General features: G+C 55.2%; 28 protein-coding genes. 9 read left to right on the forward strand and 19 right to left on the reverse strand.

All coding sequences use genetic code 11. The features are described from left to right. Positions 1-222 precede the first annotated feature (222 nt). From VN12_RS05460 to VN12_RS05480, 5 genes are all read left to right on the forward strand, one after another. Positions 223-1740, forward strand: coding sequence for an efflux RND transporter periplasmic adaptor subunit (locus VN12_RS05460; RefSeq protein WP_146675874.1), 1518 nt, complete (start codon positions 223-225; stop codon positions 1738-1740). A 17-nt stretch (positions 1741-1757) separates the two neighbouring features. Then, positions 1758-4946, forward strand: a complete 3189-nt coding sequence (locus tag VN12_RS05465; protein WP_146675875.1) for an efflux RND transporter permease subunit — start codon at positions 1758-1760, stop codon at positions 4944-4946. Positions 4947-5021: 75 nt separating this feature from the next. After that, complete coding sequence (locus VN12_RS05470; protein WP_146675876.1) at positions 5022-5684, forward strand: hypothetical protein; 663 nt, start codon at positions 5022-5024, stop codon at positions 5682-5684. A 52-nt stretch (positions 5685-5736) separates the two neighbouring features. Next, entirely contained in the window at positions 5737-6252 is a 516-nt protein-coding gene (locus VN12_RS05475; protein ID WP_146675877.1) for a hypothetical protein, read from the forward strand. A gap of 106 nt (positions 6253-6358) precedes the next feature. Further along, complete coding sequence (locus VN12_RS05480) at positions 6359-8830, forward strand: heavy metal translocating P-type ATPase (RefSeq protein WP_146675878.1); 2472 nt, start codon at positions 6359-6361, stop codon at positions 8828-8830. 39 nt (positions 8831-8869) lie between these two features. On the opposite strand, the gene VN12_RS05485 is transcribed toward VN12_RS05480, so the two are convergent. From VN12_RS05485 to VN12_RS05525, 9 genes are all read right to left on the reverse strand, one after another. Further along, positions 8870-9466 carry a cation transporter gene (locus VN12_RS05485; protein ID WP_146675879.1) on the reverse strand — a complete coding sequence of 199 codons (597 nt, stop codon included), beginning with the start codon at positions 9464-9466 and terminating at the stop codon, positions 8870-8872. 267 nt (positions 9467-9733) lie between these two features. Beyond that, entirely contained in the window at positions 9734-10528 is a 795-nt protein-coding gene (locus tag VN12_RS05490) for a radical SAM protein (RefSeq protein WP_240491331.1), read from the reverse strand. Next, the gene (locus VN12_RS05495) at positions 10528-10941 is read right to left on the reverse strand and encodes a hypothetical protein (RefSeq protein WP_146675881.1); all 414 of its coding nucleotides are present in this window, start codon (positions 10939-10941) and stop codon (positions 10528-10530) included. Before VN12_RS05495 ends, VN12_RS05490 begins: the two co-directional genes overlap by 1 nt. 42 nt (positions 10942-10983) lie before the next feature. Beyond that, complete coding sequence (locus VN12_RS05500) at positions 10984-11712, reverse strand: glycosyltransferase family 2 protein (RefSeq protein ID WP_146675882.1); 729 nt, start codon at positions 11710-11712, stop codon at positions 10984-10986. Further along, positions 11705-12460 (reverse strand): glycosyltransferase family 2 protein, encoded by a 756-nt coding sequence (locus tag VN12_RS05505; protein WP_146675883.1) that lies wholly within the window; start codon positions 12458-12460, stop codon positions 11705-11707. The genes VN12_RS05500 and VN12_RS05505 overlap by 8 nt, the downstream gene beginning before the upstream one ends. Before the next feature lie 3 nt (positions 12461-12463). Then, positions 12464-12910 (reverse strand): hypothetical protein, encoded by a 447-nt coding sequence (locus VN12_RS05510; RefSeq protein WP_146675884.1) that lies wholly within the window; start codon positions 12908-12910, stop codon positions 12464-12466. Further along, a complete protein-coding gene (locus tag VN12_RS05515) occupies positions 12907-14058 on the reverse strand; it encodes a hypothetical protein (protein WP_146675885.1) in 1152 nt (383 codons plus the stop codon). The genes VN12_RS05510 and VN12_RS05515 overlap by 4 nt, the downstream gene beginning before the upstream one ends. Before the next feature lie 4 nt (positions 14059-14062). Next, on the reverse strand, positions 14063-15433 hold the full coding sequence (locus tag VN12_RS05520) for a glycosyltransferase family 25 protein (RefSeq protein ID WP_240491332.1): 1371 nt from the start codon (positions 15431-15433) through the stop codon (positions 14063-14065). Further along, on the reverse strand, positions 15411-15983 hold the full coding sequence (locus tag VN12_RS05525; protein ID WP_146675886.1) for a hypothetical protein: 573 nt from the start codon (positions 15981-15983) through the stop codon (positions 15411-15413). Before VN12_RS05525 ends, VN12_RS05520 begins: the two co-directional genes overlap by 23 nt. 235 nt (positions 15984-16218) lie before the next feature. Between VN12_RS05525 and VN12_RS05530 the strand changes: the two genes are divergently transcribed. The 4 genes from VN12_RS05530 (at position 16219) to VN12_RS05545 (ending at position 18439) form a co-directional block, all read left to right on the forward strand. Beyond that, positions 16219-16668 (forward strand): hypothetical protein, encoded by a 450-nt coding sequence (locus tag VN12_RS05530; protein WP_146675887.1) that lies wholly within the window; start codon positions 16219-16221, stop codon positions 16666-16668. A 548-nt stretch (positions 16669-17216) separates the two neighbouring features. Next, entirely contained in the window at positions 17217-17405 is a 189-nt protein-coding gene (locus VN12_RS05535; RefSeq protein ID WP_146675888.1) for a hypothetical protein, read from the forward strand. A gap of 20 nt (positions 17406-17425) precedes the next feature. Next, positions 17426-17923: a hypothetical protein gene (locus tag VN12_RS05540; RefSeq protein ID WP_146675889.1), complete on the forward strand. Its 498-nt coding sequence runs from the start codon at positions 17426-17428 to the stop codon at positions 17921-17923. A 69-nt stretch (positions 17924-17992) separates the two neighbouring features. Then, a complete protein-coding gene (locus VN12_RS05545) occupies positions 17993-18439 on the forward strand; it encodes a hypothetical protein (protein ID WP_146675890.1) in 447 nt (148 codons plus the stop codon). Here the strand turns inward: VN12_RS05545 and VN12_RS05550 are convergent. Genes VN12_RS05550 through VN12_RS05595 form a run of 10 tightly spaced genes read right to left on the reverse strand, consistent with a single transcriptional unit; the run spans position 18400 to position 26386 of the window. Continuing rightward, complete coding sequence (locus tag VN12_RS05550) at positions 18400-19191, reverse strand: hypothetical protein (RefSeq protein WP_146675891.1); 792 nt, start codon at positions 19189-19191, stop codon at positions 18400-18402. The two genes, VN12_RS05545 and VN12_RS05550, sit on opposite strands and share 40 nt — an antisense overlap. Then, positions 19191-22394 (reverse strand): phage tail tape measure protein, encoded by a 3204-nt coding sequence (locus VN12_RS05555; protein WP_146675892.1) that lies wholly within the window; start codon positions 22392-22394, stop codon positions 19191-19193. The genes VN12_RS05550 and VN12_RS05555 overlap by 1 nt, the downstream gene beginning before the upstream one ends. Beyond that, positions 22355-22612, reverse strand: coding sequence for a hypothetical protein (locus tag VN12_RS05560; RefSeq protein WP_146675893.1), 258 nt, complete (start codon positions 22610-22612; stop codon positions 22355-22357). The genes VN12_RS05555 and VN12_RS05560 overlap by 40 nt, the downstream gene beginning before the upstream one ends. A gap of 20 nt (positions 22613-22632) precedes the next feature. After that, positions 22633-23133: a hypothetical protein gene (locus VN12_RS05565; protein WP_146675894.1), complete on the reverse strand. Its 501-nt coding sequence runs from the start codon at positions 23131-23133 to the stop codon at positions 22633-22635. 50 nt (positions 23134-23183) lie between these two features. Next, on the reverse strand, positions 23184-23600 hold the full coding sequence (locus tag VN12_RS05570; protein ID WP_146675895.1) for a hypothetical protein: 417 nt from the start codon (positions 23598-23600) through the stop codon (positions 23184-23186). Positions 23601-23626: 26 nt separating this feature from the next. After that, a complete protein-coding gene (locus VN12_RS05575; RefSeq protein WP_146675896.1) occupies positions 23627-24193 on the reverse strand; it encodes a hypothetical protein in 567 nt (188 codons plus the stop codon). Then, positions 24190-24618 carry a hypothetical protein gene (locus VN12_RS05580; protein WP_146675897.1) on the reverse strand — a complete coding sequence of 143 codons (429 nt, stop codon included), beginning with the start codon at positions 24616-24618 and terminating at the stop codon, positions 24190-24192. Before VN12_RS05580 ends, VN12_RS05575 begins: the two co-directional genes overlap by 4 nt. Further along, a complete protein-coding gene (locus tag VN12_RS05585) occupies positions 24615-24998 on the reverse strand; it encodes a hypothetical protein (RefSeq protein ID WP_146675898.1) in 384 nt (127 codons plus the stop codon). Before VN12_RS05585 ends, VN12_RS05580 begins: the two co-directional genes overlap by 4 nt. After that, a complete protein-coding gene (locus VN12_RS05590) occupies positions 24995-25285 on the reverse strand; it encodes a hypothetical protein (protein ID WP_146675899.1) in 291 nt (96 codons plus the stop codon). Before VN12_RS05590 ends, VN12_RS05585 begins: the two co-directional genes overlap by 4 nt. 48 nt (positions 25286-25333) lie before the next feature. Beyond that, positions 25334-26386 (reverse strand): hypothetical protein, encoded by a 1053-nt coding sequence (locus tag VN12_RS05595; protein ID WP_146675900.1) that lies wholly within the window; start codon positions 26384-26386, stop codon positions 25334-25336. Between the last annotated feature and the right edge of the window lie 2 nt (positions 26387-26388).

A 26388-nucleotide genomic window follows, 5' to 3' on the forward strand; every position in this document is an offset into this window, starting at 1 on the left:
TCGTTTCTTCAGCCCACAACCGTAGTTGAATTCCTGCTTCGCAAGAGCAATCCGATGTTTGCTGCGCGTAACTCTGCGTTACCCGTAGTCTCGATTCTTGCATTGCTGGACTGAAACAACTGCTCGCCTCAGATCAATGTGCATGCTCCTCTCCACGCACATTTAGATCGAGTGGCCGCGCGCTATCACCTTCGAAATGGATTTTCAATTGTCGAGTTCACTATGAAAAAGCTCTCACTTCACACGATGCTCCACAACCCATGGATTAGATGGGGTGTTGGATTGTCATTAGTTGCCGTCGCCGTGTTCTTCTATCCTAAGTGGTGGCCAGCCTTAAACGGCTGGATCGACGGAACGGTTGCTGCTCGCAAAGAATCCATGAGTGAGGCAGGCGAAGGGGATGCCCATTCAGACGAAGAGCACGACCATGCTCATGAAGAAGATGGACACGACCACGCAGGGCATGACGAGAGCAGCACGCTCGAGCTGACTCCCCAATCGCTTAAGAACCTTGGCTTGACGGCCGAGTATCTTCGGCCAATTGAGCTTTCAAACTTCTATCGTACCGTCACCGTTCCAGCGATCGTTGTCGCGAAGCCGGGCCGAACCGACATAAAAGTGTCGTCGCCCATGATCGGCATTGTGCAACATGTACACGCCGTGAGCGGCGAGGCAGTCGTACCAGGGGATATGCTTTTCGAAGTTCGTCTGACGTATGAAGATCTCGTCGACACGCAGACGCAGTTGATTAAGAACTTGGCTGACGTTGCTGTGGAAGAACGCGAGATCACGCGGCTTGAAGAAGTGACTCGCTCCGGTGCAGTCGCCAGTAAGATCTTGCTGGAACGGCAGTACGCTCTTCAAAAACTGCAAAGCTCAATTGCCGCCCAACGAGCTGCACTGAAACTGCATGGGCTGAGCGACGAGCAAATCGACACGATTGTTCGCGAACAACGCTTGCTGCGCGATCTCACCATTGTCGCTCCGGAAATCGACAATCATTCACATGATGAAAATAATCTGCGATTGAGCGATCGCCGATTTCGAGCAGCCTCCTTTCAGCCTCAGAATCAACCACCGGCAGTTCACGAGCCAGAGCCGTTGATCTTGGAACGATTGAGCGCTTCAAAGGGGCAAGGTGTACAAGCCGGCGAAATGCTCTGCACGCTTTCCGACTATTCGTCTCTCTACATCGAGGGCAAGGCGTTTGAACAGGATGCCCCAGCGATCGCCGAAGTTGCGGCTAAGGGCTGGCCAATCGAGGCGATCATTCCAGGAGTGTCGGGCCAAGAAACCTTAGCCGACCTTAAGTTAGCATTCGTTGCGAACGCCGTTGATGCGCAGTCGCGAACGCTGTCTTTCTTCGTCAATTTGCCAAACAGAATTCTTCGCGATGAAACCACAAACGAGGGACAAAGATTTGTCACTTGGAAGTATCGCGTAGGTCAGCGGCTTGAAGTTCGCGTCCCCGTTGAGGCTTGGGAAAAGCAGATTGTTCTTCCAGTGGATGCGGCTGTGAAAGACGGAGCGGATTGGTTTGTGTTTCAACAGAATGGGGATCACTTTGATCGTGTCGCCGTACATGTGAAGTATCGAGACCAGAAATATGTTGTGATCGAGAGTGACGGAGCAATCTTTCCAGGCGACGTGGTTGCACTGCGTTCTGCGCATCAGATGCAGATGGCCATCAAAAACAAGTCCGGTGCAGGCGCAGACCCGCACGCAGGCCATAACCACTAAGCACGGAGCACTCTCGAATGTTAAATGCATTAATCAAGTTCGCGCTCCATCAGCGCTTGCTAGTCATTGCCATCGCACTTGGATTGATCGGAATCGGCACCTGGCAGATTTTCCAGATGCCTATCGATGTATTCCCTGATCTAAATCGTCCTCGTGTCGTGATCATGACCGAAGCGCCAGGAATGGCCCCGGAAGAAGTCGAAACGTTGATCACGTTTCCCATCGAAACCACGATCAACGGTGCCAACGGCGTGGAAGCAGTCCGAAGCTCCTCTGGCGTAGGCATTTCCGTCATCTACGTCGAATTCGCCTATGGCACAGACGTTTATACAGACCGGCAGATCGTGGCTGAACGAATGCAGTTGGTACAAGATCGCTTGCCCGCGGGCATACAGCCACAACTCGCACCGATCTCGTCCATCATGGGACAGATCCTGATGCTGGGAATGTGGACAGACAATCCGGATGTCACCCCCATGGAATTGCGAACGGAAGCAGATTGGGTCGTCCGCCAACGCCTGCTTACGATTCCAGGAGTTTCGCAGGTTTTTACCATGGGCGGCGAGCGCAAGCAGTTTCAAGTTCGTGTTAATCCCGATGCCATGACGCGTTACGGTGTCACGCTCGAACAAGTCGAAACTGCGGTTAGCAAGAGCAACGAAAACGGGACCGGAGGATATCTTGACCAACAAGGCCCCAGTGAATTTCTGGTTCGCAGCCTTGGACGAATTCAATCTGTCGGCGACCTGCAGGATATACCTATCACGATCCGCGATGGCCGGCCGGTGCTACTGTCGCAAGTCGCTGAGATTCATGAGGGCGCGCAAGTCAAACGCGGTGACAGTTCGGCTTTCGTACGAAAAGCTGAAGGCGAATCGGCGTTCTCCGGTGGTCCTGCTGTCGTTCTAACTGTTAACAAGCAGCCCGGCGCGGATACGAGAGCCGTTACCGATTCCATCATAGACGCTCTTGAGGAGCTAAAACCATCGCTCTCACCGGGAGTCCGGATTGAAGCGACGTACTCGCAAAAGTCATTCATTGATCGTGCGATTAAAAATGTCGAAGAAGCACTTCGAGATGGTGTGATCCTCGTGGTCATCATCCTGTTCTTGTTCTTGATGAATGTACGCACGACCTTTATCACGCTGACTGCAATACCACTATCGCTGGTGATGACGGCATTGATTTTTGCTGTGTTTGGGCTCTCCATCAATACGATGACGCTCGGCGGCATTGCTGTGGCGATGGGCGAGTTGGTCGACGATGCGATTGTTGATGTCGAGAACATTTTTCGACGGTTGAAAGAGAATCGTTCGGCCGCGAACCCACTTCATCCACTGTTAGTCGTCTACCGAGCGAGTGCAGAGGTTCGTCGATCGATCGTCTTCAGCACGATGATCGTTATTCTCGTGTTCCTGCCTTTGTTTGCACTTGGTGGCATGGAAGGCAAACTGTTTGCTCCGCTGGGCGTGGCATACATCGTATCGATCCTGGCATCCTTGTTGGTGTCGCTGACGGTGACTCCGGTACTGTCCTATTGGCTACTGGGGAGCATCAGCAGCAAGGGCCACGAGAAGGATGGTTTTGTACTGCGAGGTGTGAAGTGGATTGGAGAACGTGTCATCCGTTTCAGTCTTGCGTTCCCGTGGCTCAATTTAGGCGTAACTGTTGCGATCGTCGTCTTGGCCGGTCTATTCTTATCGCGGCTGGAGCGAGACTTCTTGCCTCCGTTCAATGAAGGCACTGTTCAGCTAAACGTTGTGTTGCCACCCGGTACCTCGCTGGCTGCATCGGCAGGGATTAATCGCACGGTTGAGTCGGCTTTGATGGAGATACCCGACGTTCAACGATTCGTGAGACGCACTGGTCGCGCGGAATTGGACGAACATGCCGAAGGGGTCAATATGAGCGAGTACTTGATTGAGCTCGACCCGAATTCGTCACAATCTCGTGAGCAGCAACTGCAGAACATCCGTAGCTCGATGGATCAAATCCCAGGCATCGTCACCGCCACGGAGCAGCCAATTGCTCACTTGATCTCTCACATGCTCTCGGGCGTTAAGGCCCAGGTTGGCGTGAAGCTCTATGGCGATGATCTCGATCTGCTGCGGCAAAAGGCGGAGCAAATCAAAGCTGAGATGGCAATTGTGCCTGGCGTGACCGACTTGATGATTGAACCTCAAGTCATCATTCCTCAATTGCGAGTCGAGATGGATCGAGGGCAACTCAAACAACTTGGTTTGCAAGTCAACGACGTAAATGAGTACGTCCAAACTGCGATGAATGGCAAAGTTGCCTCAGAGATTCTCGACGGCATGCGCACTTTCGATCTCACCGTTCGCATGCAAGATAACTATCGCGAGGATATCAACGCACTCAAGCGACTGCCAATTCAGTTGCCTGAGGGTGGCACAGTACCGCTTGGTAATGTCGCTCGTATTTACGAGTCTGGCGGCCCCAACACGGTGAATCGCGAGAATGTGCGTCGGCGTGTCGTCATTCAATGCAACGTTGCAGACCGTGGCGTCGTCGATGTAGTGCAAGACATTAAGAAGGCGATCGCGCCGATCATCGAGACCTTACCCGCTGGTTATTACCCAACCTATGAAGGTCAATTTCAAAGCCAACAATCCGCGAGCCGTGTCATTGGAATCCTGTTTGCGATCTCTCTCGTCGGTGTGTTCTTCGTCCTATACACGCTGTTTCGCACCGTGAACTTGGCACTGCAAGTCATGGCTGCATTGCCGATGGCCTTCATCGGCTCGGTGGCTGCTTTGGTGCTTACCGGTCAAACAGTGACGATCGCATCGATGGTTGGCTTCATTTCGCTGGCTGGTATTGCGTCGCGAAACGGCGTGCTTCTGCTCCAGCACTACATCCATCTCGTGGAGTTCGAAGGCGAAAGCTTTACCAAGGAGATGATTGTCCGTGCGGGCCTTGAACGACTTGCACCGGTGCTGATGACTGCACTGACCGCCGGTATCGCGCTTATACCGCTGGTGCTCGCGGCCGGCGAACCGGGGAAAGAGATACTTTACCCCGTGGCAACAGTGATTCTCGGAGGCGTTGTCAGTTCGACAATGCTCGATTTCTTCGTCCACCCCGCTTTGTTCTGGCTATTCGGCATTCGGTCCGCCGAGCGAGCCGTGAAGGCTGCACACACGCAAATCGAACTCAATGACGAGGTCGTTGCTCGAGCAGCTTAGTGTTCCCCTTTTGAAAAGAGCCTTGGTGTTCAGGGCTCGTACGTTGTCGTGATTCCTTAAACGGAGTGTAAAGAGATGAAACGATTATTTTCAGTTTGCGTTGCAGGTATTGTTTCGCTGGGCTGTCTAAGTTCAACGCCCGTCTGGTCGCAACAAACCGATGCTCATGCTGGCCACAATCACGGCGATCATGCCGACCATGCGCATGGTGGCGAGACGTTGGCTTTCGTGCTTCCCGAGTGGAAAACCATGCACTTTGAAGACGCTGCCAAAGCCCAGCAGCACCTCGATATGGTGACAAAGCTTGGATGTGAAGTTAAGCAGGGTAAGCACGCCGGACATATCGATCTTTCCTACCGATGTCCTAATTGGAAGTCCATGGAAGTTAAGACTCATGCGCTCGCTGAACAATGGCTGGGTTGGCTCAAGGGAAGTGGCTTCGATGTTTCTCACGGTCACGTCGATGCGTCATACGCCGAAGGCAAGGAGTCGGTAGAGTTCCGCTTGATCAAATGGAAGTCCGTACACGGCAATGGCAGCGAACAAGAAAAGCAATTTGTTGATACGCTCACACGGCTAGGCGTTGAAGTTGCCGCTGAAAAGCATGGAAATCATAGCGATATCCGCTATCGCAGCCCCGTCTGGCGCGATGTTCACGTTGCCGACCATGCCGCTGCTGAACAGCTGATGGCATGGCTCAAAAAGAGCGGCTTCGAAGTCGCAGAGCATAAGCACTAGACCACGCAAGCTATCTCAAATTCCAAACAATCTCAATAAGGATCATTGAACCATGAAGTATCTCTATTTCTGCACACTGGCAGCAGTAGTGCTTGCAGCGGGTTGCAACAACGACTCAATACAAACCAGCGAAGCCGATACACCTCTGATGATGGACTCAGCTCCACCGGCCACGGTCGACTCACACGCCCATCCAACCGAAGGCCCACACCACGGGACGCTGATCGAATTGGGCAACGAAGAGTATCACGCTGAACTAGTGCACGACGAGACGACCGTCACCATCTACATTCTTGACGCTGTCGCTACGAAAGCGACTCCAATCGACGCAACTGACATAGCCATCAATCTTGTCCACGAGGGAAAAGCTGAGCAGTTCAAACTTGTAGCTACTCCAGATGCCGATGACCCGGCAGGCAAGTCGTCACGCTTCACGTTGCAAAACGCAGAGTTGGTCAAAGAGTTGGAACACGATCATGCCGCAGCCAAGCTCAGCGTCGTGATCGGCGGGAAGGCCTACCGCGGTGAGATTCATCACGACCACGCCGGGCACGATCATGCGCATTAAACGTGATAAACAGCGAGCGGCGGGCCATTGTCAACTTGGTGCGTTCCTTGCACTGCTTCATCGCGACTAGCACACCCGCCGCCTCATTGAAAGAATCGGAGGAACCATGGAGAAACTAAAGCTTGAAATTCGTTTGCTTTTTGGCAGTGAGATCGATTCGGCGGATGCCTGCATCGAACGCATGATCTCATTGCTGAAAACCAAGAGCGGCATTGAATCAGCTCATCTCTCCGTCTCTCCGACCGGCCAACCTGGCACCGTCTGCATTCACTTCGATCCAGCGGTTGTTTCCGCTTCGGAGGTGCGTGATGCGGCATTAAAGAGCGGCGCGTCGTTGGATGCAACCTATGTGCACCTTCTACGGACCGGGCAGGCAATGCACGCCCGTCGCGCAAGTGCGATCGAAGCCAACCTGGGGCGAGTCGGAGGCGTACTTGAAGCGGTTGTCTCCCCGGATGGCACAATCCGACTTGAGTTCGACCGACGGCAAACCGACGAAGCGACGATAGATCAATTGCTCCGTAGCTGGACCAAAGGCACGGAAGAGTTGAAGCAACACTCACACTCTAGCGGTGCCAATACGACAGACCACAGGTCGCAAGACGAAATGGGACATGACCATGCACATGGTGGCGTGTTTGGAGAAAAGACTGAGCTTATCTTTGCGATTCTTTGTGGCATACTTCTGCTAATTGGCTGGTTAATTGAAACATTCACCAATCTCAATGAATGGATCCCGCTTGGGCTTTACATTTCCGCTTACGCTTTTGGTGGCTACTACACGGTCGCAGAGGCATTCGCGAAGATACTTGCGGGCAAGTTTGAAATTGATTTTCTGATGATCGTCGCTGCAGCGGGCGCAGGCGCACTGGGGGCATGGGCGGAAGGCGCGCTACTACTGTTTCTCTTTAGCATCGGTCACGCTTTGGAAGGCTACGCGATGGGAAGAGCCAAGCGGGCAATTGAGGCGTTGTCCGAACTCGCTCCCAAAACGGCGCGAGTTAGACGCAATGGTACCGAACAAGAGATCGCAGTCGATGATTTGATTGTCGGTGATATTGTCATCATCAAGCCGGACGAGAGAGTTCCAGCGGACGGGTTTGTGATTGCTGGCGAATCGAGCATCAACCAAGCTCCAATCACCGGTGAAAGTGTGCCAGTCGACAAGCGGCCCGTTGATGATATTGATGCTGCAGCGTCCGATTCAGATTCACTTCCCCCGGAACATCGTGCGTTCGCTGGCACGATCAACCAATCCGGATCGCTCGAAGTTCAAGTGACGAAGCTCACGTCGGAAAATACTTTAGCGCGAGTCTTAACGATGGTGAGCGAAGCGGAAACGCGGGTATCACCAACACAGAAGTTCACGAAGCAGTTTGAGCGATACTTCGTTCCAACGGTCATCGCAGGTGTGGTGCTGTTGTTGTTTGCGCCCCTGGTCCTCGAAGAGAAATTCAGCCAATCGTTTTACCGAGCCATGGCGGTCCTCGTTGCTTCCAGTCCCTGTGCGCTGGCAATCGCCACGCCCAGTGCGGTACTCAGCGGAGTTGCCCGAGCCGCTCGCGGTGGCATCCTTATCAAAGGTGGTGGACCACTGGAAAGCCTCGGTAGCCTCGACGCAATCGCCTTTGACAAAACCGGCACACTGACCGAGGGTGAGCCCAAAGTTACGGACATTCGCACTGCCGAAGGTATCGATGAGTCGGAGCTTTTGCGAATCGTAGTGGCAGTCGAAGACCTAAGTAAACATCCGCTTGCCAAAGCAGTCGTTCGCGATGGCAAGAGAAGACTAAGAGATCGAGAACCTCGTAGTTTGGCAGAGATACCAGTCGCCACTGATTTGAAAAGTATCACAGGACGAGGTATCCAAGCTACCGTCGGTGGTGAAGTCGTTCACATCGGAAAGGATGATTTGTTTAATGAAGTAGATGGTCCGAAGGTACCTGACAGTGTTCGCGAGATAGTCGAATCGTTGGAAGAAAACGGACGCACGACGATGATTGTTCGCCGCGGCGATCGTTATCTTGGCGTGGTCGGATTGATGGACACGCCGCGAGAAGCATCGAAGCGAACGATCGCACGGCTTCGCGAACTCGGCATTAAGCGAATGATTATGATTTCGGGCGACAATCAGAAGGTCGCTGATGCAGTGGCGAAAGAAGTCGGACTTGATGAAGCCCGAGGCGACTTAATGCCCGCCGATAAAGTCAACGAGATTAAGCGTCTGCAAAGTGAAGGCGGTGTGGCGATGGTCGGTGACGGCGTTAACGACGCCCCTGCCATGGCATCTGCATCCGTCGGTATTGCGATGGGAGCCGCAGGTAGTGACGTTGCTCTTGAGACCGCCGATGTCGCCCTGATGGCAGACAACCTCGATCACTTGCCACTTGCCATCGGACTGAGCCGAGCCACACGACGAATCATTCGTCAGAACCTTTGGATCAGCCTTGGCATGGTCGTCTTCCTTGTCCCCGCCACGATACTTGGACTCAACATCGGCCCCGCCGTTGCCTTGCATGAAGGTAGCACGCTAGTGGTCGTGTTCAACGCGTTGCGGTTGTTAGCTTATCGCGAATAGCATCTCTCGCGTGGACTGAACGAAAAGCGATTACAGCCCTTATTCTTTGCGGCGGTCGACATCCCTCAGAATATTCACGCCACCACACACAACAATTCCGGCGATCAATACGGCAATCATCAAATCGGGAAGCTGGGACCCAAGTAATAGAACCAAGATGCCCGAAACGATGACGCCGATGTTCGCGATGACGTCGTTTGCTGAGAAGATATAAGATGCCCGAAAATTGATGTCGCCGCCTTTATGTCGGCTGATCAATTTTAAGCAAATCGCATTGGCGGCAAAGGCAAGGAAGCCTGTGGATATCATCGCGGTTCCGAGCGGCTCACTGTCGCCAAGAAATCGGCGTACTGCTTCTAGTAAGACACCAACACCAAGAACGATCTGCAGCGTGCCGCTAACAGTTGCTGCGCGTACGCGGATGATCTCGGCGCGACCAACAGCGTAGAGACTGATTGCGTAGACGCTGGCGTCCGCAAGCATGTCCAATGAATCAGCAATCAATCCTGTGGAACTTGCTAGCAAACCCACTGTGAGTTCGATGCAGAACATCGCCGAATTGATCGCCAGCACTACACGAAGCGTCTTCCTCTGGGCATCGTTTTCGCCTTCTAGTTCACATCCGCAGTCCGTCATCACCACCTCCCTTGATCTCAAGCCGTACTATCGTACATCGTCACGCGCCGCAGTACACAAGGTCTTCCTACTGACTTCAATGCTTCGTGCTCTCGGACTTAATCATCCAAGAGTTCATCCGCACGGGGCGATTACCGGATACGGTGGCATGCCTAGGTAATTGTGACCTGGATTGCCCTCGGGCAGATCGTCAGGGTAGTGATAACCTGGTGGCAAGTGATAGGGATGATCTGGTGGGAGCCGATGTTGGACAATGGCGGCGGTGCTTCAATATCGAGCTATCGGATCACCGTGTTGGAACGCGATCTTCTTTGCAGGGCAAAGGCGACATTGCTGAATTTGCTTGGTCGCGAGGAAGTCACGGACTTCTTGATCTGCTGCCGTTGGCGGACAGGCTTGGTAGGCGCGGAAGAGTTGCCACGCGGATTCGTCAGCGAGGTTCAGCTTGCGGGACATGATTGCATGGTATGCGAGCGCGGGGCATTTCCACAAGCATTGCTTATAGAGCTGGGTGCAGGTGCGCTGGAGGCAGATTTTCCAGGCGGCTCTCGGGTCGCTGCTGAACGGCATCGGCTTGCCATCCACCATGCGGTACTGCTGACGCCAGCCACGATGGGATTTGCGAATGTTGATTTGCAGATCAGGATAGCTGGCTCGCCACTCGCGGATCTTCTGGCAGACGACGCGAAATCGCTTCATGTACTCCGGCGCACGTCCATGTTGGGAGACGTCCATACGGAAGCGGTTGTCGATCAGAACGCGGGGTAGGTCGGGATGACGATCCAGGAAGAATCCGTTCGTGACGAACAGTCCTTCGGCGTCTGGGAACGACTGTCTTGCAAGCTCGATGATGGAGATCAACTCTGGGTTGAGAGTTGGTTCGCCACCGAGAATGGCTATACGCTTGGGCGCGAGTCGGCCTTTCCACGGGTCGAAGTTTGCGCGTGCCTCATCGAGACTGACGATTCCGCCCGCGTGGAAGTTTGAATAATGCGAGCACTGCGCACAATAAAGATTGCACGCATGTGCTGCATGGAACTCGAGGTTGGTTAACTCGATCATCAACATCCTTCCGAATCACTTGAACCAATTTCATCGCCCGAGCCTTCGCTGCCTCCTTCGCCACTTCCGCCTGGTGGCTTCGGTGGTTTCACATCGTGGCCTGGATGCCCTGGTGGCAAGTTGTCGGGCCAGTGGTAGCCAGGCGGCAAATGATACGGATGATGTGGAGGCAGCCGCGGCCAGATGATGTTGGGCAGTGGAGGCGGTACCAACACTTCAATCGGCGGCTCGGGCACCGGAGGCCATACCCAGTCCTCGGGCCACCAATCGGGCCGGGGCTCCGAGCTAGATCCCGGTGGATCTGGCGGTGGAACGTACGGTAGCGGTTCACCTGGCGGATCAAACGGCGGTGGAGGCCAACCCGGTGGTCGCTCGCCGTTGGGACCAAATGGTCCATGGTTCGTGGTTGTCATAAACACTCCTTAAAGAAGCTGGGGAAACGAAAGAAACAGAAATCAGCGCCAGAGAACTTTGCGTAGGTTGTGCTTACGCAAGGCTTGTTTCAGGAAGACGGGGCGATGTCGCTTGTAGGCGGGCGGATCGACGTGGATGTGCGGAAAGATGTGGTCCGTCGCCACACCGACCTTGACGCCGGCAACCTTGGCTCGCCAGAAAAAGTCCCAGTGCTCGTCGACCTTCAGTTCTTCATCCCATCGAATTGCCTGCAGGATGTCGCGATGGGCAACAAAGCAGTTACAAACGAATGCGCACTCGGCGATGTCGCCGATGCGTCGATACTCACCGCGCGGAATGTGAAGAACGCCACCGGCTGACTTCAGTAAACGTGGCGCGCCATCAGGATGGGCACGATGCGGTTGCTTGCTGAGCGTTGCTAATAGATCGAGGCGACTCGACTCGAACTTGCGAACCAGATCATTCAGTCGAGTCTGTGGGCCAACCACGTGATCATCGTCAGAGAAGATCACCATCCTTGTTTGCGCGGCTTCAACGAGACGATTGCGACCAGCCGACAACCCGATGTCATATTCAGTCTCAATGAGTCTATCGACCAACGTGGCTTCGTCGGGACAGACTTGCGAAAATCGCAGATCAGGCTTGCCGTCGTCGAGGACGTAGATCAGCGGACGATCATCGCCACAATGCTCGTAAATGCTACGCACCAGAGTCGCGCAACAATGAGGGCGATGGATGGTCTTGATGCAGAATGTGACACGATCACGCATGGACGATACCTCCTCCTGGATAACGCAGTGAATCAAAGCCGTGCTTACGGAGCCCCAATCGGCGGAACTTGGGTCGGGCTCGCAGAGCGCCGTAAGGCTTGGCTGCCACGTGGTCGTGGACTACTGAGCAGTCGAGAGCCACGGCGATTTGCAGATGTTCAATATGGGACGCTCGGTAGAAGAACTCCCAGTGCTCGTACGTTTTGATCTCGTCATCCCAGCGAACGCGGCCGATCGTGTCGCGTCGCGCCAGGAAAGCGTTGCTGACCATGTCGCACCAACTGGTCTCACCGATACGTTTGTGTTCGCCTCGATGCATCCAGATCCGGCTGCCATTCATCAACGGGCTGAACAGCATTGGACGGCCACCAGCGCCCTGACGCACAGCCAAAATGTCGAGGCCGTACTCCATGAACCGCTGGTAGACTCGGTCAAGATGCAGATCTGGCGTTACGATTTGGTCATCGTCGAGCAGAAAGATGAACTCGGTTTCTGCCGCGTCGATTGCTGTATTGCGTCCAATGCCGACACCCACATCGTGCTGCTGGAGATCAATCACTTTGCAGTGTTTGGCGGTCTCGGGATACTTTCGCGAGAACCAATGTTCGGGAAGACCATCGTCAACGACAACGATCTTGGGTTCGCCGAACTCCTTTCGAAGCGACTGGACGAGTCGATGGCAGGCCCAAGGCCGATGAATGGTCTTTATGCAAAAGGTAATGTCTTGAATGGGTACAGTTGCTTCCATGTTTCACCACGCGTTAAGGAGTTTTCGAGCAAGTTTGATGGCATGGCGATAGTCTTTGAGACGCTTCGCGCTGCGTTTGATATGCAAGATCGAGCTCAGTGGAGCGACGTTCCCGTAAAAGGAGATCAGCGAATTGTCAAAGGCCTTCTCAAAGTCGTCTGCGGTACAGCCCATGACTTCTCGCATCACATCTAGCGGTGGCGAACAGGCGATACGAGTCGATGCGCGTAAGCCTCCGGCTCCGTCAGGCTCGCCTCGCTTCCACGGTTTTCGAAGCGATCCAGCCGCCACATCGACCGCGGCTTGCCACTCGTCATCGCTAAGGTTGGGATCGAGCCAGATGTCGAGATCGCCTTCCTCCCAATCGATCCCGTGCAAGCGAAGTGCGCCGGAGCCGATGATGATGTAGCGATGTCGAAACTTAGCGAGAACATCTTCCACTGGTGTCATTGACGCACTCCTTTACTTCTTGGCGTGTCGAAGGAAGCCTCAACGATGGCCAGGCTGCCAGCTAGGATTCGCTTACTAAGCTCGCGGTATCGAGGTCGATGAGCGTCATGGAGCAGCGTTGGTGTCTTGGTAGCCCAGCGGTTGCAGACATCCACGCGTGACCTTCCGTCGACCAGAACAAGGTCGGGAGACAGATCATCGGCCGACTTCACATACTCATCGAATTGCCCTGGCTGCGCAGGCTCAAGTGCTTCTGATGGCCATGCCGGCGGCGCATACCGCAACTCAACATTGCTTGGATAGGGACTGCTGGCGCGAAGCCAAGCTGCGTCGTGTTCGATCGAGGTGACCTTTGCTACTCTGTCAGAGAGCCAGAAGGTAGAGCGTCCGCTTCCATACTCGAGAACGTGATAGTCAGGCTTAAGCAACGATTCAAACGCGGTGATTTCGGCTGGCTGCATCCATGGCGTGGGCTCTTGAAACTTCCGTTTTACTGGATGGTAAATCGTCTCAGCCAAGCCCAGTGGCATGAATGGCTTCCAGGTCACCGTATGCGAATTGGGAATCGCCACTGGACTAAGTCCACAGATTGCAGCAATCGTCGGAAACCGCAGCTCACCAGTCGCATCGGGCAGACTGGGCAAGTACTCGTTGTATGCTGTTGATGTCCGTTCTAAGGCTTCGTGAGAGACCAAAACGCAAGAAAACGGAACGATCCCAGTGGCAAAGGGGGCGATGGTTTGCGGTAACGATTTCCAGTGTCGCCTGAACCAATCGGGCTCCCGATGAAACAAGCGGATTGAAGGTGCTGCGAGTGGATAGCGAGCAACATCGCTGAACCAGCCATCGACCTCGACATTCACCAGCGTGTCCCATTCGAAGATCGCGTAACGATCCGAGTCTTGTCTCCGATTTCGAAACCAGTCGATTAGCAGGAGATCTGTCGCTTTGGCCCGAAGATGTGGGAATGTGTTAACGACATCGCGCCAAAGCGATGAGCTGCAATCATCGATTGAGAAGCCACCTGGAAGCGGCTCTGATGACGATATCGCAACCACTGATCCACGCGAGAAACGCTTCAGTCTCTCAAAATGGTCATTGGTCACTGCATCGGTGCGATGATGAATGAACAGGCTCGTGGTATTCATGAATTCACCCGAACTTTCGTAGCTGAGGATTCACATGAGCGATTGCCGAATCGATCTCTTCGGCAGTGGGCTCGATTCCGAGGAATGCGATCAGTTCATTGATCACCGTTTCAGGATCTTCCGTTAGCTTGGCGAAGTTGATCCGATGGACGAGGACTTCTGGATGCTGTTGGATGAACGTCTCGCGATGTTCCAGTAGCGAACGCTGTAGCTTGTCGCAGGCGTCATCGCCGGCTGCGAACCATTGACCTGGATGTCGGCTACTTCGATCTTGAAGGGACCGAATCGAGGCTTCGATTGGGCGATCGACTGCGATGATTCGCAGCGAGTTACCGAGGGCTTCGTAGAGGTGGCTTGCGAATCGGCAGAGATGCGGATACTTGCCACCGGCAACAGTGCGGTCACGAATGGCTTCTGCCTTCCTGGCGACGATCCAAGCTTTCAGTTGCTTGGCGAGCTGACCGTCAGGGATCTTGGGATCGATCGCAGGGAATCGCATCGCCTTTTCACAGAGCTGGGCAAGGCCGATCGCCTCGCCACCTCCAGTTGCCTCGTAGCCACCGAGTTCGTTGCCCATGTGAACGCCCAAATGATGCATGACCATCGCGACACAGCTGGTGCCACTGCGATGGGGCCCGAGGACTGCGAAGAACGGCGCGTCGCTGTGGTCGGCATTCTTGGCATCGTTGAAGAACCTGGTCTGGGTCCACTTGCGACCGCAGATATTGGACTTGGTCGGCAGTTGGCCGACGAGCCAGCGATCGGGGGTGTAAACCGGAATCGACTCTTTCTCGACATTCTTGCCTTGGACCAGGGCTTCGTATCGCCGCTGAGTCAAACGACCCAAGTGATGATCGATGTGATGCTTCAGATGCCAGTCATTCCAGTTCAGGTGACGATAGAGTGCCTTCATCGTTGCGCGACCTCGCACCATGAACGCATGGGTGCGATTGACGTTGTAAGGTCGGTAAATGTGGTCGCTGATCTTCTTCGGCGGATGCTTGGCAGCGTACAGGTGCTGACCTCCGAGGTAAGCTAGTCCCCAGTCTTCAGGCAACTCACGAACGTATGCCTCGAGATGTTCCACGAAGTCGGGAACGAACCCTGCGTCATCTTCGAAGACAACATACGAATCGATGCCTTCAAGCAGACATTTTTCAAGGATCAACAAGTGCGAACGGTAGCAGCCCCAGGCACCATTGCCGGCTCGCCACTGCTCGGGCGTCGAAAGCTTGCGACCATCGATGGCTGCGAATCGCTCGACGTCTGGGAATGGCCATGGCTGCGGTAGTTGCTGCATCCATTCGCGCAGACGATCATCGCGTCGATCGAGATTCATCAGGAAGCAGCGTTCAACGATCTTCTTCGTCGGCATCGAAATCATCTTCGTTGGGCTCGGGTGCACCGTCTGGGAACTTACGCTCGAACCGGCGGATGGCAGTGAGCACAAGTGACTTGGCGATGGTTCTAGTAAACTTTCCATGGGGTAATCCTCTGAGTTGGGCTTCTTCCAAAAGCCATTCGATAATGGTGTCGAGATTCGTACGGCATCCTTCCACGCCCCAGTCGTTCATGGTCTCGGCGCGGGTCTCACACTTGCAGGTGTCGCTTGGTCTTGCGAACCATGCGAGCATCTTGCGAAGCTCGCTGCCTGGACCCGGCTTGTAAGCCGCGATCCGCAACGTCGTGGGCTCTTCCTGATTGGGCAGGTAGCTCTTCAGCAGTGCTTTTAGTTCGTCGACGTTTTGATTGCGTCGACGCTTGTTGACGATGGCCATACCGATCGTCACGAGGTTGACAGCTTGCGGATTCGAACACTCGCTGCAGGCTCGGCATCCGCTGGACGAAGCCTGGACGGAGCAGTCGGCTAGATGGCTGGCGACTTGGCAGCGGTTGTCGTTGGTCAGATTGGGACAATGCATCATGCTGCCACCTCCACAACTTCACCGTCGTACCCACCCGATCCGCTCGGTGGATCGCCAACTTCGGGACAATCACTTTCAAGGAGCTGCCATCCACAGGACCAGATCCACGTCGTGTTGCATGGTTCGCTCGTGCTGCTTTCGGAAGTCGGAGGTTCGCTTGGCGGTTCGCTATCGGAGTGGCTGACGCTCGGACGATCCGACTCGCTTGTTGATGGATCGTGCGAGTCGCTTGTCGATGGATCATGCGAATCGCTTGTTGATGGCGATGAGTCACTGCCTGAGCCGCTCGTTGAACCGCTTCCAGAGCCGCTCTGCGAATAGCTGCCAGATCCGCTGGTGGAATGGCTGGTCGACCAGGGAACGCTATAGCTTTCACTTTCGCTGTAACTTGGCCGTTCGCTGCTGGATCGGCTTTCTGACCCATCGCTGCTTGATGGCTCGCTTGCTGACCGCGATTCACTATCCGATTCGCTTTGAGATTGGCTCTCCGACTCACTTTGCGAATTACTATCGCTGTCGCTGGAGTCACTCGCCGACACAGATCCGCTGCCGCTTGAATAACTGGGCTCCGAGTAGCTTGGTTCTGAATAGCTGGGCCATGAGTAACTTGGTACAGATCTGCTATCGCTGCTCGGATTTTGGGAATCCGATTGGCTTTCCGACTGGCTCTCGCTTTCCGAGCTGATCGATTCGCTTTCCGAACTATCGGATTGACTGGTGTCGCTTCCACTCGAATCGCTCTTGCTGGAATCGCTAACGCTGGATGATCCCGAGTAGCTGTCGCTAGACGATCGGCTGTAACTGGCGTCGCTGGAGTACGATTCGCTTTCTCGCGACGAATCCGATTCGCTCGATTCAGACTGGCTGGATTCTGATTCACTTGATTCGGACTGACTCGACTCCGATTCACTCGAGCTCGATCCACTGGAGCCGCTGGATTGGCTCGAATGACTCGAACCAGAGCTTGATACGCTCGAAGAGTGGCTGCTTGAATAGGACGGCTCACTCAGCGAAATCGATTGGCTCGAATCGCTAGAAGAACCGCTTGATGCAGATGATCCAGAACTTGATGATTGGCTTGAGCTTGAATGCGACGAGCTCGAGCCGGATGAACTCGAGAGACTAGACGAACTCGATCCAGAACTTGAGACCGATGGTACCGAGTAGGATTGCGACGAACTTGAATGTTCGCTCGACGATGAGCTCATCGACGACAGGCTACTCGATGAGCTGATGGAACTGGAGGAACTCGATGAGACGCTCGAACTGCTCGACGAGGATGGGCTTGACGAACTACTGCCGGAGCTGCTGCTGGAGCTGCTTGACGATGACGATGAGGATGAACTCGAAGAGCTAGACGAGCTGCTGCTGGAACTGGAACTACTGCTTCCCTCGCAGCAGCGGCAGCCGATGGTTAGGTAAGCGCTGGTGTCCTCGTGAAAATGGCAGACGATCTGTTGGCTTGTCAGAAGGGCATAGTCACAGACGTTGTAGACCGCGACCTTGACACCAATCGGTGCCCAGACACCGTTGGCATATCGCAGTTCACGAGCCATGCCCCAGCTCTTAGCCTTGAGCCTCGAGACGGGCTTGCAAAGCAACGTCTGCTTGGGCGGGTCGATGATCCAGGAGCGATTACCATCGTAGGTGACGCTGAGATACTGATCACCTTCGTAGTTGGAAACCGGACCTCGAATCCGCTGAGCGCTCGGGTTGCGAGCGATAATGCGAACGCCTTGTCCATTCGGTTTCAAGACCGGCTCAATGGTGCCGGAATCGTCGAGCTGAAAGAGATCGCAGTTGGCGGAACCAGTCGCAAGACCAGAGCGACCAGGGATACCACCGCTGGGAACCTTCACCAGGAACGCAGGATCGGCTGGCTTACCGACGCGAACGACAGCCCACTGGACGCCAGTCTGATTCGCATCACGTCGCCATAGGATCTGGGCCGAGCCGTTGGGCTTCGACAGGAGCGTCGTTCCTCCTGAGTCGGCGACGTCGGCATATTGATGCCAGGTCTCTTGAACATTCACACGAGCAGCAACCACGCCTGCGAATACCACGCGACCGACTTTGTCCTCGGCGATCGGCTCGATGGCTACACCGAATCGACCCATATGCTCGTCGGCGATGGGTCGAACCGACTGGATCGTGGCATCGCGCACGAAGCGAGTGAGTGCTGTATTGTCGACGTCAGGATCGCCAAGTGGGGCGTTAAAACCGACGATTCCACCGATGGGCACAGTGGTCGCACTTTGATAGTGAACGCGAACGGTGGCAGCGTCGCGAACGTGGGTGCGGTTTCCTGCGCCAGCGGCGAGTCGGTCACGCGCAACGGCATCGGCGGCCGCCAGCAGACGGTTGTATTCCGCTGCCGTGATATTGAGTTTCTCGCCTGGCCGAACTCGCCTTGCCATTACTCGATCCCCAACGCGTTAAAGTTCGCTTCGGGGTAAACCTGCTCGACATAGGCCGCTTCGGGTACTTGCAAGACGCGATCACCAACCACCTCTTCGCCATGCTTGACCCAGAGGTAATCCCAACCTCGCTTCGCCACGCCCGAGATGTTGCCAACCGTAAGGTTGATTTCGTTGGGACGCGCCGCGAAGTGATAAGTCACATCAACCCAGTTCTGTTCGTCCTCGCCGCCCTCACCACCCAGGAACAAGGCCTCGCCTGGCGCAAAGATCGACCAGGGACTTGAATTGACCCGGCCGGTCATCGCGACCATGGCGAGCAGATAAGCTGTCGATACGAATTCAAACTTCTTGCGGACAGAGAACTCGAACGCCGGGACGGTCACGTCGACGCCGGCAACCCCCGAGTCGCTCACACCAATTGCTCCGCGATAGTTCGGAGCGATCTTGCCAGGGGCCGCGTAGATTCCACGAGTGAAAAGCGATTGATTGAGATGCGTTGAAGCGCCGGTGGTATTGAACGACACCGGATCGAGCTTGGTCTTGTTGATCGATGCGGTGACAAGTGCGTGCTTGTCGTTGATGTACTCGCCATCAATCTGTAGATACGGGATCAGGTCTCGCTGGGTAGATCGGTAGTGTGCCAGCGCCGCACTCGCAGCGGTTGCCGGATCAACCGAACCGCCATTGGTCGCCACATAGACGAACGTATCCGAGGTCGTCTTGCCACGCGTTGCCTTCTTCGAAAGCGCAGCGAGTTCGAAATCATATCCACCGTGTGAGAATCCCATTAGCTGAACACGAAGCCTCCCGTGCGGGCGCGTTCGGCTAGCTGAGCGGTGTTCTCAGCCGTTTGAATGATGGCTCGCTTGACATCATCCGACAGGCCTTCGCCAGTAACTGGGGGCATCTGCAGCCGCGCGACGCTTTGTGATAGAGCCGCATCGAACTCCTCGAGTCGAACTCGCACTGCAGCAAAGGATGCCATGAGTGATTCGAGGTTGAGCGACGGCTCGGTTTCCTCAGGAAACAGCGCATCGGCCAGCTCGTTGAGTTCTTCGTCCGACATGTCTTGAGACTGCAACATTGGCGTCTCTTTTGTCGGATCAAGGACTTCGGGCACCTCCATGTTTTCGGGCTCGGCGTTTAACTGCGGATCGACATCGAGATCGCCAGCATCGACATTTTCATCAACGTCGGGTTTGTCAGCGACCTGCACGGTTGGAATCAGCGATGCGCCGCTACCAAGTCCCAGACCGCGACTATCGAAGTTGCCGGCCGCTTCGGTCTTCTCGGCGACTGCTTCTGGGCCACTGGAAAACTGATCTAGCGAATCCTTGGCCGAGCGATCGAGCCCAAGCTTGAGGTCCTTCTTCCTGGGCGGTTTCAGTTTGGGATCTTTGATACCATCGACTTCGACCTTGGGGGCCTTTACATCGCCGGGCATCGGCGGCGCGGGCATGGGAGGGATCGGAGTGCCAGCGTCTGGTTCTTTGGGTGCTTCGGGCTCTTGCGGTTTTGCGGCATTGGCTGCTTCCACGGCATCATCGAACTCCGCTTGAGCGGCGGCTACCTGCTGGTCACGTTCCTTAGCGCGATCTTCGGGCGATTGGCGACCAGCTTCACGAGCGACGCGTGCCTCTTCTCGCATTTGATCAAGGGTCTTTTGAACCCCTGCGGTGGTGTCGTCGATGGTCTGTTGCCGCGACTGTCCGGCCGCTTCGTTCTGTTTGAACTGATCATCGCGCGAAGCATCGAGCACCTGGTTCTTGGCGTCGGTCTCTTGATCAATAACCGCCATCTCGGCATCAATGTCGCGACCAGCGCGTGCCTTGCGACGTTCTTCAAGTTGCTGCTTGATGCCTTCCTGCATCTGTACGCGATTAGCTTCGATCTGTTGTTTACGAGCGTCGCGCCGCTTCATGCGATCGGCGATGGCTTGCTGCTTCTTGGCCTCTTCCGCTTCGTCGGCCGTGCGGATCTCCTTGTCGATCTTGGCCATTTCGACTTCGACATTCACATCGTCATCGAACAGTGACTTCAGTTTGATCCAAGCCTTTCGCAGAAAGCCGACGGTCGTGTTCCACATCGACTTGACTTGCGCGACGAATACCGACCATGTATCAGCGAGATAGTCGATGGTTTCGACCCAGGCAGTTTCAACGCCTGCCAATGCATTGATTAGAACGCCACCGATCTGAACAGAAACGTCGCCAGCGATGTCAACGAGTTCACGAAGCCGGATGAATCCTTTCTTGAGGAAGCCGATCGTGGAGTTCCAGCCCTTCTGAACTGAGGTGGTAAGGATCGTCCAGCCATCGGCCATGAAACCGAGTGTTGCATTCCAAACGCTGGCGAGGCCTGATAGCGCACTGATCAGTACATCGCCGATCGCATAAGCCGTTTCGCCCCAAACATCCGACAGGTAATTGGTGAAGTCGGCCCAAACGCCTTTGAGATAGGTTGTGCCTTTGATCCACTGGAGCTTGAGATATGTCCACAGAACGTTGGCCGCAGCGGTAATGTCTCCGGCTGCCAGTGCATTGGCGATCGCACCAAAGGCCTTGATCGTGTCGGCTTTCAGTGTTTCGAAGACGCCTTTCAAGTACTCGATCGCTTGGCCAGCGATGCCGGTGGAGTAGATGAAGTAGGCACCCAGTGCCGCAACGGCCGCGACCACCAGACCGAGAGGCGTGAACAGAGCGCCGATAATGGTCACAAGGACGCCGATAGCGGTTCCCACCAGTGAGAACATCGAAGCCAGACCACCGACTGCGAATGCAGCGACACCAGCGGCGCTACCGATGCCGATGAACGCTGCGCCTACACCAACCACGCCAGCAACGATGAGGGCGACCTTCTTGACCACTTCCTGGTTCTTGCCGATCCATTCGGTGAGTCCAGACAATGCACGTGAGATCGCATTCATCATCTTGGTCACAGAAAGATCGAGAGACTCGCCGATCGCAATCGCCACGCCCTCGATCGAGCTCTTGAGAATTCGGAAGGCACCGCCAATTCCCGAATCCATATCGGCAGCAGTCTTAGCAGAGATACCACGGGCCTTTTGGATCTCACCGAGCAACTGCCTGGTGTCGGTGACCGACTTGCCGATGGCCGATGCGCTCGTGATACCAAGCAGACCAAAGACTTCGTTAAACGCAGCGGCGCGATCCCCAGAACCCATGTTGGCGGTCGCAGCAGCAACTTCCCCAAGCACGTCGACGAGCTTGCGAGCGTTGCCTTGTGCGTCTTTCGTAGCAACACCGAAGACCTTTTGAAACTTATCTGACTCCGAGGCGCTGAGCGTGAGTAAGCGACGCAGTGCAGTTCCTGCCTCGCTACCTTGAATCCCAAGATTGCCAAGCGTGCCGAGAATGGCGAGCGTCTCTTCGAGACTCATGTTGGCATCGGCCGCCACAGGACCTGCATACGATAATGCTTCGCCCAGCGATTCCACGGAGTTGAACGACTTGTTGGCCGCGGCCGTCAATCCGTCAGCAACTCGCACCGCATCGGTGGCTGCCATTGAAAACTGGCGAATGGTGGCTGCCATAATGCCGGAGCTGAGCGTGGCATCGGTACCGGTGGCGCGAGCAAGATTCATCACCGCGCCGGTCATCTCTTCGATCTGCTTCGGTGAGAATCCGGCTCGTCCAAGCTCGGTCATCAGCGAGGCGACTTCGCTGGCAGAAAAACTTGTGGTTGCACCGAGAAGCTTGGCTTTCTCACGCAATGAATCGAAAGCCGCTCCGGTCGCGCCGGCCACCGCACCTGCGGCGCGAATGGCATCATCGAAGTTTGCATAGACGGCGACACTCCCTGCCACGGGAGCTGCAGCGGCGACACCAAGTCCCATCAGCTTGGTGCCGATCATTCGCGTGGACGCGCCGAATGATTTCAGCCGCTTCTGCGCAGCCTCGAGCCCCTTGAGGAACTGCGCACTCCTCGCGGTCAGCTCGACGTAGGCTCCTCCGGCTTTGACTTGAGACATGGCAACTCGGCTAACTTGGGTTGAAAACTCGCACCGAGCATCGCTGCAGCTTGCTCAACAGTTCCGCGAGCAACGATCGGTTTCTGTTCTGCGTAGGGATTGAAGTCATCGGGCTTGAATGGCTTGCGACGCCTCTTGCGATCACGGTTCATCTCGGCCATCAGTGCCATGATCGTGCTGGCGACATTCCAGTCGTGCTGGCGTCTGGCCTCAGCCATCAGCACAAGTTGGCGAAGCGTTAAGGGGCCTGGATCGACTCCGACGATGCCGGCGAGTCTGACGATGAGTCGCTCAATGTCGGCACAGCGAGCTTGCGTTCGAGATCTTCGACGAGCTTGTCGACCAAGTTCGGATCGTCCAGTCGCTTCTCGATCGCATTGATCCCCCGACTCTCGATCAACTTCTGTTTCTCGGCCGCCTTCCGCAGAAGACGGCGTCGGGACTCCGGGAAGTAATTGATCAACGCTTCGAGGAGTGCACCGGTTGCATCGTCGATCGAGTTTCCCGCGAGGCCCTCACCGAAGGCTTCGTCCGTGATCTGCTGCTGATCAGCTTGCGGCTTGCAAATCGCAAACAGCACATCGCCGAGGAGCAACGGATCGGTCGAGAGTCGCGTGATCAAATCACCGTCGATCGCTTCCAGCAGATGCACGCCTGTGAGAGTCTTCACGCGGCGCAGCGTCGTGTTATCGATATCCACAATCCAAATGCGACCGGCGCGGTCAACGAACTTCTGCATGATGCCTCCCTGAGTGTTATGAATCTCTAAACCAACTACAACGACAGCTATCAAGGACCAGCTAAGCCAGGTCCCACATTCATGCCACCACCGGAACTCGACTGCGTTGGTTTGAGAGTCACATCAGCGGAGATGACCTCTTCCAAGTTCTGGTTGACATTGAAGGTCATCACTTCGCAGGTCAGCGTTAGCGTGCCACCAGCGTCGCTGATGCCGACATCACATGGATCACCGCTGCTCCACAAGCCTTGAAGCAAGCCGAAAGCGCTATCGCCATCCTTGTTCAGCACCGTGAACTCGATGGAGGCATCCTTCAGCGTTCCGACCGTAGCACGCCATCCGTTGTTGGCACGTGTACTGGCATCCGCTTCGGCCTTTTCAAGGCTGACCGTCAAATCCTTGACATTGGTGATCTCCGCTCCGTCGATGGTCAGGACGGCTTCGAGACCAAGTCTTACTTCTGGCATCGTGAATGATTCCTTATGGCGAACGTTTACTTGACTGAGTTGGCCCAAAACATGGGGAGCCGACTCCGGTTGGCATCCAGTGCCGGCTTCATGAAGGGGCGCTTGGGGTAATGACGAGGTTTGTTGTCACTGCGACGCTCGTTCTCTTCAGCGACCAAGCGAGTGGCTCGATTGGCTTGTGCAGCGGTTCGCAGTTCGATCCTCGCAAACTTCGTCTTGTTTCCTTGCTGCTTGACTCGGATCGGACCATGCTCGCCAACTCGAAAGCGATGTGGCTTCAGCTTGCGCCGTTTGGTTGCCACGCCACCGAATTCATGCAGATTCCAAAGGCGGCCCGCGATCTCATTCACAGGCCCGATGATGACTTCGGTCTTGTTGTTGGTAACGTCGTAGCGAATCACCCGCTTGAGCATGCCCGTCTGCGTATGTGGCGGGCTGCCAGGCTTGGATGATGTTTTTCGACGTCGAATACTGAACCGAGCGGTCTTGCCAATCGCGCCCCCGGCGTGCCGAAGCGAAGTGAAGGTGGCAGTTTCCGCCTTCTTCTTGAGCTTTCGCTTATCGAATTGAGTTCGAACGGTGAGCCTGATCATCGCGCCAGTTCAAAGGTTAAGGTCAACAAACTTGTAAACTGACGCAGTTGCTCCCAGTGTTCACTGGAGTACAGCACGGCATGTTCGGCCTTGATGCATCGAGCCGCTTGAAATGACACGAGCCGCTTCAAGCGAAACTCGTCGGCGATCTTTTCCACCAAATCAACCAGCGGGTCGATCTCCTCATTGGTTCCCTTGGAAAACTTCTTCTGCACAGCAACGTCCACGCGGCAGTGATACCGGTTGTGGGCGCGATCATGAGGCAATAGTTCAACATCGCGAGGCACAACGCTGACACGCAGTTCCTTCATGTCTTCGAGGTCGAAGTTGGGAACGTACAAACGCTCGGCCACGAATTCGAAGTCGAACTCGGCGGCATTGAGCTGGGCGGTAACGCTGTCGGCAACTTGTAGAACGGTCGTCATGAGGGATGGGATTCGATCTGTTTGGTGTGAATGCGGAGTTTCAAACGGAATGGGTCGCTGTAGCGCCAAGGTGGGTCGCCACCAAGGGCCATCACTTCAAATATGAAGGTGTGGTTGCCATCGATCTCGACGATGGTGTCACCGCGGCGAGGCAACGTTCCGATGATCGACTGGAGCAGAGATTGCGTGTCGATCAGGAAATCGCGAACTTGGCTGCGAGTGACAATTCCCTCGCCGTCGTCCTGGTCGTACATCGACTTGCCGATCGTGGCTTGGAGCGTGGCTCCAAGCTCTCCTCGGCGATATACGACCTGGCGAGACGCGTGCTGGGTGAGTTTGGAGGCAAGCCACTCCTGGCCCTTTTGAAGCATGTCTGTCATGACTCGGCTTTTGCCTTCGTGTTGCCCAGCAGCTTCGAAGCCTTCGTTCGAACTTCATCGAGCCAAACCGCATCGGCGCGGCGCTGGTACTCGGAAGCAACCGCATTGGCCTCTTCGTCAAGCTGTTGCTGACGAAGCGTTGTTTGACGAACGGGCTGGGCTGGTTCTGGAGTTAAGAAAGCAACGGGCGACGCTTGCTTGAGTTGCTCGGGTTCCCGTTTCTTCACAGGAATCAGAGCAACTGCCAGCAGGACGACGACCACAATGACGGCAATGGCTAATAACATTTTTTGGTTGAACCTCATCTAGGAGAATGGATTGGGTTAAAGCAAGGCTCAGCTAATGCCGCGCTTGATCAGAATGAACACGAGCAACACGGCTGCGATTCCAATCAGCGCGACCGTGGCGATCTCGCCGGCCGAGAGCCAAAGCAGAGCGTTACGAGTGTCTTTCGCTCCATCGAACAGATCGCGTACTCGATCCAGTGGCCGACGGTCTTCGGAGGGTGGCGTTGGGCAATAGCCATCGGGACAATCCTCGGCCGACAGATACAGCGTCGGTGTGATCGCATCGTCCCAGGAGTAACCTTTGGTTTTCACTGCTCCAGTCTTCTGCGCTTCTTTGGCTTGCTTGTAGAGCGTGTAACCATGACGCAAATCCGAGTAGAGCTCGTCCGGCGTGCTCGGAATCATCGAACGACCAGCGGCGTGGATGTGCCCGCCAGTTGCGTCTTGGAAGAGCACCACAGGGAACTGTTCCGCGGGCACAATGTCGGCATAGCGAGTCTTGTAGATTGCATTGTTTGCCGTATAGACCTGGAATTCGCAGCTTTCCTTGAGCGCCGCTAGCTGCTTGTTCTGCGTGAACCATTCCTGGAGTCGCTGACTTGTCGCATCAGTGTTCACGAACAACGCGATCTGGTAACTCTTCTTCGGTGGAGGAGCCGCAGGATTCGAAACGGGAGTTACAACTAGCGGCTCTTGAGTTGGCTTCGAAACATCCACAAAGTTCGGCGTCGCAGGTACCGGTTGGGCAAATGTGGGCGTCACCGTTGGCGTCACAACGGTCGGTTGCACGATTGTGGGCTGAACTACCAATGGCGCGGGATAGACGCGTTGTGGTAGGCAATTCGGCGGACAGTTGCGGATCTGTTGCTTGATCTCACCCTGGGCCTGCAAGTTCACCGACTGCGGTTCTTGCAACTTCTCGATCGCGCCAACGCTCGGCGCGGTCGGTCGAGAGTTGGGCACCGTCCAGCTCTGCTCGGGCTGAGGCTGCGCTGGCTTGTTATGCAAAGCCGTGAATACAACACCGAGGAGAATCGCGTGGACGATTGCCACCACGATCAGCCCCAGACTTAAGCGAATTCGAATCGTATCGTTGATCATGG

Source organism: Pirellula sp. SH-Sr6A (assembly GCF_001610875.1).
Taxonomy (GTDB): Bacteria; Planctomycetota; Planctomycetia; order Pirellulales; family Pirellulaceae; genus JBKCUI01.